A 10,371-nucleotide genomic window follows, 5' to 3' on the forward strand; every position below is an offset into this window, starting at 1 on the left:
CAGGGCCGCGCCTTCGTCGCCGAGCGCCAGCAGGACTCGGTCAATCTGTTCGAGGCCACCGCCGACCACGCCCGCAAACTGGCGAGCGCCGGCAAACGGGTGCTGTTCGCGTCCTGGACCGAGGGCTCCTCCGAACGCCTGGGGGTCATGCTCAACGACCACGGGCTGAAGGATATCGCCTTCGCCCCCTATTGGGACGCGGCCAAGGCCGCTGATCCGAGGAAGCCGCAGCGGGTGGTGCTGCCCCTGGAGTCCGGCTTCGAGACCGAGACCCTGGCGGTCATTTCCGAGACCGACATCCTGGGCGACCGCCTGGCCCGGCCGCGTCGACGCCGCCGCGCCTCCAACTTCCTGGCGGAAGCCTCCTCCCTGACGCCCGGCGATCTCGTCGTCCACATCGACCACGGCATCGGCCGCTATGACGGTCTGAAGACCCTCGATGTCCAGGGCGCGCCGCACGACTGCCTCGAGCTGCAATATGGCGGCGAGGCCAAGCTCTATCTGCCTGTCGAGAACATCGACCTGCTGACCCGCTATGGCGCCGAAGGCGAGGGGGTCATGCTCGACCGCCTGGGCGGCGCCGCCTGGCAGGCGCGCAAGGCCCGCGCCAAGGAGCGGCTGCGCGAGATGGCCGAGGGCCTGATCCGCATCGCCGCCGAGCGCGCGTTGAAATCCACCGATCCGGTCGAGCCGCCGCACGGGGTGTTCGACGAGTTCTGCGCCCGCTTCCCCTACGAGGAAACCGAAGACCAGCTGGCGGCGATCCACGACATTCTCGAGGATCTGGCGGCCGGCCGGCCGATGGACCGGCTGATCTGCGGCGACGTGGGCTTCGGCAAGACCGAAGTGGCCCTGCGCGCCGCCTTCGTTGTGGCCATGACCGGCCAGCAGGTGGCTATCGTGGCGCCGACGACGCTGCTGGCCCGCCAGCACTACAAGACCTTCACCGACCGCTTCCAGGGCTGGCCGATCAAGGTGCGCCGCCTGTCGCGCCTCGTCCCCGCCAAGGAGGCCGCCGAGACTCGCGAGGGTCTGAACCGCGGCGAGATCGAGGTGGTGGTCGGCACCCACGCGGTCTTGTCCAAGCAGGTCGGGTTCAAGGACCTGGGCCTGGTGATCGTCGACGAGGAGCAGCACTTCGGGGTCAAGCACAAGGAGAAGCTCAAGGAGCTTCGCGCCGACGTGCACATGCTGACCCTCACCGCCACGCCCATCCCGCGCACCCTGCAGATGGCGCTGTCGGGCATCCGCGAGATGTCGATCATCGCCACCCCGCCGGTCGATCGCCTGGCGGTGCGCACCTACATCACCCCCTTCGATCCTGTGGTGATCCGCGAGGCCCTGCTGCGCGAGAAGTATCGCGGCGGCCAGGCCTATTACGTCGCCCCGCGCATCTCCGACCTGGCCGAGTTGGAGCGCTTCCTGCGCGAGCAGGTCCCGGAGGTCCGTTTCGTGGTCGGTCACGGCCAGATGGCCCCGACCCAGATCGAGGAGGTGATGACCGCCTTCTATGATGGCCAGTACGACGTGCTGCTCTCGACCACGATCGTGGAGAGCGGGCTGGACATTCCGACCGCCAACACCCTGGTCATCCACCGCGCCGACATGTTCGGCCTGGCCCAGCTCTACCAATTGCGCGGCCGGGTCGGCCGGGCCAAGGCGCGGGCCTATGCCTATATGACCACGCCCTCCGAGAAGCCGATCACACTGTCGGCCGAACGGCGGCTCAAGGTCCTGCAATCCCTCGACAGCCTGGGCGCCGGCTTCCAGCTGGCCAGCCACGACCTGGACCAGCGCGGCGGCGGCAATTTGCTGGGCGACGAGCAATCCGGCCATATCCGCGAGATCGGGGTCGAGCTCTATCAGCAGATGCTGGAAGACGCGGTCGCCGAGCTGAAGCTGTCGGCCGGCAAGGAAGCCGCCACCGGCGACCGGGGCTGGTCGCCACAGATCAATACCGGCGCCGCCGTGCTGATCCCCGAGGCCTATGTCCCGGACCTCAATGTCCGGCTGGCGCTCTATCGCCGGCTCTCCGACGCCGAGAAATCGGGGGAACGGGAAGCCCTGGCGGCCGAGCTCATCGACCGCTTCGGGCCCTTGCCGCCGGAGGCTGGCCAGCTGCTCAAGGTGGTGGCGATCAAGGGGCTGTGCCGCGAGGCCAATGTCTCCAAGATCGACGTCGGTCCCAAGGGCGCGGTCGTCAGCTTCCGCAATGACGAGTTCAAGAACCCGCTGGCCCTCGTCCAGTTCGTCCAGAAGAACCAGGTCGCCTGGCGCATCCGCCCCGACAACAAGGTGGTGGTGAAGGGCGAGTGGGAGACCCCGGAGCAGCGGCTCGGCGCGGCGGAACGGGTGTTGGCCGAACTGTCGCGGCTGGCGGCGGCCTGACCCGGGCGATCTCCGGGTAGGACGTCAAACGGCAACCGAAACGGGCGCTTGCTGGACGGATGGCGAAGGCTCGCATCAAGATGGCCCCTATATTCGGGGGGAGATCTGCATGGAATGCTGGAAAATCGCCGCAGCTACTGCGGTCCTGTGCCTGAGCGCGGCGCCCGCCCTGGCGGCGCCCGCCGATGACGCGAAGTGCGTCGTCGCTTATTCGGCCCTGGCGGACAAGGCCACCGACAAAACCGAGGAAGCCCAGGTCGGGGCCATCGCCATGTACTACGCTGGCCGGCTGTCGCTCGAGACCGGCGGCCAGGATCTCGGTTCGCTGCTTCAGGCGTCTGCGCCGCCGTTGACCGACGAGGGCATCGGCAGGGCGGCCGAACAATGCATCCAGGCGATGGGGCCGCAAATGCGCGCGCTCTCCGAGGCCACCAAGTTCGTCGACAAGGCGCTCGGTAAAGAATAGCCGGCGAGCGTCAGCAGCCGCGCGCATCCGCCAGCATCTGGCGGGCGCGGATCCAGACCTCCAGGCGCTGGGCGCAGACCAGGCCGACGGCCAGCAGCAGCATGGCGTCGGTCAGCTCGCCGACCGAGGCGTGAAACACGGCCGGATGGCTCATCGCAACAGCGCGCAATCCGAGTCGCGTCAGGAACACGGCGCCCAGCAGCGCCAGGCCCACGGGCGAGACCTTTGAGGTCAGGGTGTGGGTTTTGGGATCGATTTCCAGATGGGTGAGGCGGCCCCGCCACCAGCCAAGGCCCGCGCCGACAAGCACGGCGACGATTTGCAATAGCAGTCCCGTCAGCGACATGGCCCCCTGGGCGAAGATCAGCAGGCTGGCCGCGGTCATGATCAGGGCCGGCGCAACCCACAGTCGCTCGATCACCAGGATGCGGGGCCGGGCGCTGCGGAACAGCACAAGGGCCAGTATGGCGATTGGCAGGACGTAGGGCAGGGCGCCGAGGCCGCCGGGAAGCGAAGGGTTCGACATTCAGGCTCCTGCCGACGAGGTCAGCTCGCGTGCTGCTGGGCGGCGCGGGCGGCGGCCTGTTCAAGGGCCTTGCCGACCCCTTCGGCGCTGCCGACCTCGGCGACCCCGATATCGAACTCGACCACGAAGGGCGGCTTGCCGTCGCCGTTCTCGAAGGCGGTGCAGCCGATGACGGCGGCGATCCGCTCGCCGGCCGCGCGGGCCGAGGCCTGGGGCGTGGCCGGCAGGGCCAGGGCGAAGACCTCAGGGCCCAGGCGGGCGGCGGTGTCCTCGACCCGGACCAGGCGGCTGACCATCGAGCCGATCTGGGGAATGGCGCGGTCCAGCCAGCCGGACTTGCGCGCCTGGGTGACCTCTGGCCGCTCCGCGACCTTCAGCACGCAGACCGACAGCGGCCGGTTGCGCTTGCGCGACGCCTGGGCGAGGCGGCCGAGGTGACTGGCGAACAGGTCGCGGGTGAAGAGACCGGTGGCCGCGTCCATCAGGCCGGAGCTGCGGGCCCGCTCCAGGGCGCGGCGGATCGAGGTCTGGCGGCGATGGCAGCGCGCCAGTTCGATCACCCGCTTGGCCGTCTCGACCTCGGGCGTCTCAGGCGAGGCCACGTCGGATATGCCCCTGTGATAGGCCTCCGACATGGTCACATAGCTTTCCTGGCGCATGTAGAGCAGGGCGGGCGTGTGATAGAGCCGGGTGTTGCGGCGCATACCGGCGGCGATCGACAAGGCCTCCTGGCTGTTGTCCCCGGCCCACAGCACCACGGCGTCGAACGGCCGCTCATGCAGGTAGTCGAAGGCCGTATAGGCCGTGAAGGCGCCGACGACCTCCGCCCCGGACCGGGTCAGGGCGTTGGACAGGGCCAGGAATTGCGGGGCGGGCTCGCCAATGGCCAGGACGTGGAAAGGGCTCGAGTCCGGCTCCGGCATGTCGAGACGGCGGCCACGTTCGGCGAAGGTCTCCAGCCGCAGCTCGAACTCCTCCTCGGCCACGGCCATCCGCACCAGGGTCTCCAGCCGCAGCACCAGCTGGGCCGGATGCACCGGCGGGGCCAGGGTCAGGTCGAAGCCATAGGCGTCGAGCTCCGGATCGGGGTCGCCAATGGCGATGACCGGCAGACGTCGCGGCGCGCAGGCCGCCCGCAGACGCCGCGCCAGGGTCAGGGCCTCATGACCGCTGCTCTTCAGGTCGATGATGGCGGCTTCGACGGCCAGGTCGCCCAGGGCGGCGATGGCCGCATAGGGGCCGCGCGCCGTCACCGTGCGCCAGCCGAGACGATCCAGCCCCTCGGCGAGGGGACCCGCCAGGGCATCGTCACGCGCCACAATCAGAACTCGCGCATGGACGCCGGTGGCCATTCCCTGCAACCCTTGACTCGACTAGACCCTGCGACCCGAGCCTGGGGGCGGAATCGCGATCCGGCCAGGATATACAGAGCCGCACGCGGGCGCGAGGGAAGCCTTGCCCTCGCAACAGGGAGTTGGGGATGGAAAAGATTCTGACGGGTCAGACGGCCGTGATCACGGGCGCCTCGGGCGGGCTTGGCGCGCACTTCGCCCGGGTCCTGGCCCGTGCGGGGGCAACGGTGGCGGTCACGGCGCGCCGCCTGGAGCTGGTCGAGACCCTCGCGGGCGAAATCGCCGCCGAGGGCGGACGCGCCATGGCTCTGCGTCTGGATGTCGCGGACGCTCACGCCATCGCCCCGGCCTTCGACGAGATCGAGACCGCGCTCGGGCCCATTTCCATCCTGGTCAACAATGCCGGGGTCGGCGGCGAAGGCCTGGCCCTCGACCTGTCGATCGAGGACTGGGACCGCACCTTCGACGTCAATGTGCGCGGGGTGTTCTTCGCCGCCCAGGCGGCGGCCAGGCTGATGATCGCCAATGGAACCGCTGCGGCGGGCCAGGCGCGGATCATAAACATCGCCTCGATCGCCAGCTTCACCGTCCTGCCGGGGCTGTCGGCCTACACCGCCTCGAAGGCGGCGGCGGCGATGATGACCAAGGGTCTGGCGCGGGAATGGTCGCGACGCGGGATCGCGGTCAACGCCATCTGCCCCGGCTACATCGAGACCGACATCAATTCCGACTGGTTCAAGGAGGAGGGCGGTCAGAAGCAGATGAAGGGCTTCCCGCGCCGGCGGCTGATGGAACCCACCGACCTCGACGCCCCGCTGCTGATGCTGGCCGGCCCGGCCGCCCGCGCCATCTCCGGCGCGCTGTTCACCATCGACGACGGACAGTCCCTGCCGGGCGGCGGCTAGCCGCTGACGCCGACCCGGGCGCCCTCGCTGTCCAGCAGGCTGGCGAGGCTGACCCCATGCTCCCGGCGCGGCGGTTCCGGAAACACCACGCCCGCGGCGGTCTTCTCGGCGTGGAAGGCTGCGAGGTCATCGACGCTCAGTCCCACCTCGGTCGATCCGGCGGGATTGCGATCAGAGGCGATATGCAGGGCCAGCGTCGTCTCCCCGGTCAGGAACTCGCTCCAGCCCGGCGAAGCGAACTTGAGCGGCAGGTCCAGGCTGTCGCGATAGAAGGCGACGGCCTTGTCCATGTCGGCCACGTACTTGATCACATAGCTCAGGCGTGTCGGCATCATGCCCTCCCGGTCCGTGCTCTTCTCCGAAGAGAGGACGCCCAGGCCGGTCAAGACGCAAGGCTTGGCTGACCGCACGTCATCGGGGCTAGATCGTCGCCAAACCCAGGGAGTGAGATATGCGCCAAGGACCGCTGACCGGCCTGAAGATCGTCGAATTCGCAGGCATCGGGCCCGGCCCGTTCTGCGGCATGCTGCTGTCCGACCTGGGCGCCGACGTCGTCCGCATCGACCGCAAGGGCCAGGGCCGCGCCTCGCCGGCCGACATCACCGCCCGCGGCCGTCGCTCGATCGGTCTCGACCTGAAGAATCCCGCCGCCATCGAGACCTGCCTGAAGCTGCTGGAATCCGCCGACGCGGTGTTCGAAGGCTTCCGTCCTGGCGTCATGGAGCGCCTTGGCCTCGGCCCGGACGTGGCCCTGAAGCGCAATCCGAAGCTGGTCTATGGCCGCATGACCGGCTGGGGCCAGTTCGGTCCCTACGCCAACGCCGCTGGCCACGACATGAACTACATCGCCATCACCGGCGCCCTGAACGCCATTGGCACGAAGGACAAGCCGATCCCGCCGCTGAACCTGGTCGGCGATTTCGGCGGCGGCGCCCTCTATCTGGCCTTCGGCCTGATGGCCGGGATCATCAGCGCGCGCGAAACCGGCAAGGGTCAGGTGATCGATTGCGCCATGAGCGACGGCGCGGCCTCGCTGATGGCCATGTTCTACGGCTTCAAGGCCGGCGGCGGCTGGAGCAACGAGCGCCGGAGCAACCTGCTCGACGGCGGGGCGCACTTCTACGACACCTATCAGTGCGCCGACGGTAAATGGATCTCGATCGGCTCGATCGAGCCGCAGTTCTACGCGCTGCTGCTGGAAAAGACCGGGATCACCGACCCGGCCTTCGCAGCGCAGATGAGCCGCGGCGAGTGGGATAGTCTGCGCGCCAAGCTGGCTGAGGTGATCGGCAAGAAGAGCCAGGCCGAATGGTGCGAGATCATGGACGCCACCGACGTCTGCTTCGCGCCGGTGCTGGACCTCGACGAGGCGCCCAAGCACAAGCACAACGTGGCGCGCCAGACCTTCGTGGAGCTCGGCGGGGTGGTCCAGCCTGCGCCCGCGCCGCGCTTCTCCGAGACCCCCGGCGCGATCCAGGGGCCGCCGCCGGCCATCGGCGCTCACGACCGCGAAGCCCTGAGCGACTGGGGCTTCAGCCCCGACGCCATCGAGGCCCTGAAGACCGCCGGCGCCCTGAACGGCTGACCCTTCGCCGTCCCGGGTTCACCGCCCGGGACGGCCTTAAGACCTAGGACTTCGGCGCGGCGATAATCGGCAGGGTCTTGGCCACGTCCTTCTGAGCCGCGTGATCCGCTGCCGGCAGGGGGATCAGGCCGCGGTCCTGCAGATAGCCGCCCTTGCCGGTCGCGCCGTCGGACACGAAGGCCGCCACGAACTCCCGCAGGCCCGGGGTCACGCCGATATTGGCCTTCTTCACATAGATGTAGAGCGACCGCGACAGCGGGTAGGCGCCGCTGGAGATGGTGGCGAAGGTCGGTGACACGCCCTCGACCTTGGCGGCCTTCACCTTGTCCATGTTGTTGTCCAGGAACGAGTAGCCGAACACGCCCAGCGAATGGGGGGTCTTCTCCAGGGTCTGGACGATGGCGTTGTCGTTCTCGCCCGCGTCGATCCAGACACCTTCGCTGCGAAGGGTGTGGGACTTGGCCTTGAACTCTTCCTCCTTGGCGGCGTGCAGCGCTTCCATCGCGGGCAGCTTGCGGGCGCCCTTTTCAAGAGCCAGTTCCAGGAAGGCGTCGCGGGTGCCGGAGGTGGGGGGCGGGCCATAGACGAGGATCGGATCCCCGGGCAGGGCAGGATCGACCTGGTTCCAGGTCTTGGCGCCGTTCTTGGCGAAGCCGGTTCCAGCCGGCAGCTGGGCGGCGAGGCCGCGATAGATCTGCTCCAGTTTGAAATCGTAGGCCGGGCCGCCCTTGGCGTTGGCGATGACGATGCCGTCATAGCCGATCTTGATCTCGACGATATCGGTCACGCCGTTGGCGACGCACTTGTCGAACTCGGACTTCTTGATCGGGCGCGAGGCGTCGGCGATGTCGGGATAGGCCGAGCCGGGGCCGCCGCAGAACAGCTTGAAGCCGCCGCCCGTGCCCAGTGACTCGACCTTGGCCGGACGGCCGCCGCCCGTGCGGGCGACGTTCTCGGCCACCCGGGTCGCAAAGGGGAAGACCGTTGAGGATCCGGCCGCCCAGACTTCCTGACGACCACCGCCGCCGCCCGAGGACTTGGCCGGGGCCTGGGTGCTGGCGCTCGGCCCGCAGGCGGCGAGGAGCAACGCGGCGGTGGCGGAAAGGCAGATCAGAGGCTTCATGGTGGGGTCCCTGGCTGATGGCGTCGCGCATCGGCGCGCGGACGGATCGGCTATGTGGCTTTCCGATAGCCTGAGGCGGCCGGCATGGAAAGTGTCGAGCAGGGTGGCGCCGGCCTGAACCCCAGGCGCCACGCCCGTTCAGCCGGGGTTCAGCCCCCAGGTCTCAATCTGTCCCCAGGTTGGTCATCGCAATCTCCCGTCCCTCGAGCGGCGGCCAACCAGATGGCGAGACACGCCCATCGACGGCGCGTCACCCCCTCGGTGACGCGCCGTTTCCCGTATCAGGCCCCGGAACCTTTCGCCTTGCCTTCCCGGTCAGGCTTCATCAACGTCCGCGCCATGTCGCTTCGGACGAGCTTGCAGCGCCTGCGCGCGGTGAATTGGGATCCCGTGCACTGGCTGAGGCTGGGGCTGTCCATATTGGGCAAGGCCCTGACCCGGCTGTGGGGCCGCGACGTCATGCTCTATGTCGGCGGCGTCTCCTTCTTCATCATGCTGGCCGTGTTCCCCGGTCTGGCGATCCTGGTCGGGGTCTACAGCCTGCTGTCAGATCCCGGCGCGGCGGCCCACCAGGCCGAGGTCATGTCGCGCCTCATGCCGGCCGGCGCGCGCAGCCTGTTCCAGGAGGAGCTGGGGCGGCTGGCGCATGCGCCCTTGCGGGCGGTCTCGGCCCAGTCCGGCGTCGCCCTGGTGATCGGCGGCTATGCGGCGCACAGGGGCTTCAAGGCGCTGCTGGCCGGCCTGTCCTTCATCCATGACGAGGAAGCGCCTCGCGGGTTCGTCGGCTTCAATCTCATGGCCCTGGTCGTGCTGATCGCGGCCTTCTTCCTGCTGGGCTTCCTCTCGGTGGCCTTCCTCTATCTCCGCTTCATCGCGGCGGCGTTCGACCTCAAGCCGCTGCAGGGCGTGCCCTGGCTCTACAGCGAATGGACCTGGGCGAGCTTCGGCATCACCCTGGCCATGAGCCTCATCTACCGGTTCGCCATGTCGTCGAAGCCCGTCGCCTGGTCGGCGTCCATCGTCGGCGGCGGCTCAGCGGCCGTGCTCAGCATGTTCATGTCCTGGGCCAGCGCCTTCTATGTCGAGCAGATCGCTCATCTGGGCGCCACCTACGGCTCCGTCGCCGCCGTGGTGGTGTTCCTGATCTGGCTGTCCTGGAACGTGAACGCGGTGTTCTTTGGCGGCGCCCTGGCCACCGAGATCGAGCTGGCGGTCGAGGAAGACGCCCGCGGCCGGGTCGGCGTCTAGACCTTCCGCCCGACCAGGAAGTTCAACACCCCATCGGCCTCGGAGCGATCCAGGATCTCGAACCCGGCGCCCGTCGCGAAGTGCGGCACATCGATTCGCGCCATGGGGTCATCGGCAAGCAATCGCACCGCTGTTCCGGCCGGGGCGCCTTCGAGGGCGCGACGCAGGCGCAGGGTCGGCACCGGACAGTGGTGGCCACGGGCGTCCACGAGGATTTCCTTGGGCGACATGGGCCCGACTTAGCGCAGAGCCGGCGAGCGGCCTAGGCGTTGAATTGGGGCGAAACAACGGCCTGAGAGCGCCCCAGGATGGAAACGTAAACTCCACCGCAATAACTACGCTCCTAGATTGAAGGTCCACTAAGGGGCCCGCGGCCGTCGCCATGCGATCATTGTCTCGCAGATTCCTGATCAGCGTCGGCCTGATGTCTGCGGTCGTGACCATTCTTGGCGCGGCCGGAGCCTTCTTTGTCTTCCAACAGAACCTGACCACACGGCAGATCGACTTCCTGTCGGACTATGTCCGCGAACGCAGTTCCAATATCGACCGTCGCTTCAACAAGCTCAGCAGCCTGCAGGCCGCCGCCGGCCAGGAGCTGGTGCGCCGCTATGAGCATCTGTCCGACGCCGACGTCGATCGGCTGAACGACGAGTTCTTCCCGCGTCTGGCCGACGGCACCCGGCGCAGCCGCAGCAGCTATTTCGACGGCCACCAGACGGCGACGGGACGCTGGATCTACGGCATGGGCGCCTTCATGGGCCATGCCGACCAGATGTCG

10 protein-coding genes and 1 pseudogene are annotated in these 10,371 nt (G+C 68.4%); 6 read left to right on the forward strand and 5 right to left on the reverse strand.

Translation table 11 applies throughout. The features are described from left to right. Together mfd and Q7P21_RS16045 are read left to right on the forward strand one after the other, a co-directional pair. The coding region (gene mfd, locus Q7P21_RS16040) for a transcription-repair coupling factor (RefSeq protein WP_304177900.1) at positions 1-2,388 on the forward strand (2,388 nt) is incomplete at its 5' end. 109 nt (positions 2,389-2,497) lie between these two features. Beyond that, entirely contained in the window at positions 2,498-2,854 is a 357-nt protein-coding gene (locus Q7P21_RS16045) for a hypothetical protein (RefSeq protein WP_304177902.1), read from the forward strand. Positions 2,855-2,864: 10 nt separating this feature from the next. On the opposite strand, the gene Q7P21_RS16050 is transcribed toward Q7P21_RS16045, so the two are convergent. Beyond that, positions 2,865-3,380 carry a CcdC protein domain-containing protein gene (locus Q7P21_RS16050; RefSeq protein WP_304177904.1) on the reverse strand — a complete coding sequence of 172 codons (516 nt, stop codon included), beginning with the start codon at positions 3,378-3,380 and terminating at the stop codon, positions 2,865-2,867. A gap of 20 nt (positions 3,381-3,400) precedes the next feature. Continuing rightward, positions 3,401-4,732 (reverse strand): diguanylate cyclase domain-containing protein, encoded by a 1,332-nt coding sequence (locus Q7P21_RS16055; protein ID WP_304166950.1) that lies wholly within the window; start codon positions 4,730-4,732, stop codon positions 3,401-3,403. A 128-nt stretch (positions 4,733-4,860) separates the two neighbouring features. Between Q7P21_RS16055 and Q7P21_RS16060 the strand changes: the two genes are divergently transcribed. After that, positions 4,861-5,637, forward strand: coding sequence for an SDR family NAD(P)-dependent oxidoreductase (locus tag Q7P21_RS16060; protein ID WP_304166953.1), 777 nt, complete (start codon positions 4,861-4,863; stop codon positions 5,635-5,637). On the opposite strand, the gene Q7P21_RS16065 is transcribed toward Q7P21_RS16060, so the two are convergent. Then, positions 5,634-5,969 (reverse strand): VOC family protein, encoded by a 336-nt coding sequence (locus Q7P21_RS16065; protein WP_304177906.1) that lies wholly within the window; start codon positions 5,967-5,969, stop codon positions 5,634-5,636. The genes Q7P21_RS16060 and Q7P21_RS16065 overlap by 4 nt on opposite strands. Before the next feature lie 119 nt (positions 5,970-6,088). Here Q7P21_RS16065 and Q7P21_RS16070 point away from each other — a divergent pair, with 119 nt between their 5' ends. Further along, positions 6,089-7,222: a CaiB/BaiF CoA-transferase family protein gene (locus Q7P21_RS16070; RefSeq protein WP_304177907.1), complete on the forward strand. Its 1,134-nt coding sequence runs from the start codon at positions 6,089-6,091 to the stop codon at positions 7,220-7,222. Between the two features lie 43 nt (positions 7,223-7,265). On the opposite strand, the gene Q7P21_RS16075 is transcribed toward Q7P21_RS16070, so the two are convergent. Continuing rightward, positions 7,266-8,345, reverse strand: coding sequence for a substrate-binding domain-containing protein (locus tag Q7P21_RS16075; RefSeq protein WP_304166960.1), 1,080 nt, complete (start codon positions 8,343-8,345; stop codon positions 7,266-7,268). A 339-nt stretch (positions 8,346-8,684) separates the two neighbouring features. Between Q7P21_RS16075 and Q7P21_RS16080 the strand changes: the two genes are divergently transcribed. Then, positions 8,685-9,593, forward strand: a complete 909-nt coding sequence (locus Q7P21_RS16080; protein WP_304177908.1) for a YihY/virulence factor BrkB family protein — start codon at positions 8,685-8,687, stop codon at positions 9,591-9,593. Here the strand turns inward: Q7P21_RS16080 and Q7P21_RS16085 are convergent. Continuing rightward, on the reverse strand, positions 9,590-9,823 hold the full coding sequence (locus Q7P21_RS16085; protein ID WP_304177910.1) for a sulfurtransferase TusA family protein: 234 nt from the start codon (positions 9,821-9,823) through the stop codon (positions 9,590-9,592). The two genes, Q7P21_RS16080 and Q7P21_RS16085, sit on opposite strands and share 4 nt — an antisense overlap. A gap of 194 nt (positions 9,824-10,017) precedes the next feature. On the opposite strand from Q7P21_RS16085, the pseudogene Q7P21_RS16090 reads away from it, so the two are divergent. Continuing rightward, a pseudogene (locus tag Q7P21_RS16090) lies at positions 10,018-10,371 on the forward strand (hypothetical protein); the annotation flags it as partial.

Origin of the sequence: Phenylobacterium aquaticum (assembly GCF_947378715.1) — a bacterium.
In the GTDB taxonomy this organism is placed as follows: domain Bacteria; phylum Pseudomonadota; class Alphaproteobacteria; order Caulobacterales; family Caulobacteraceae; genus Phenylobacterium; species Phenylobacterium aquaticum_A.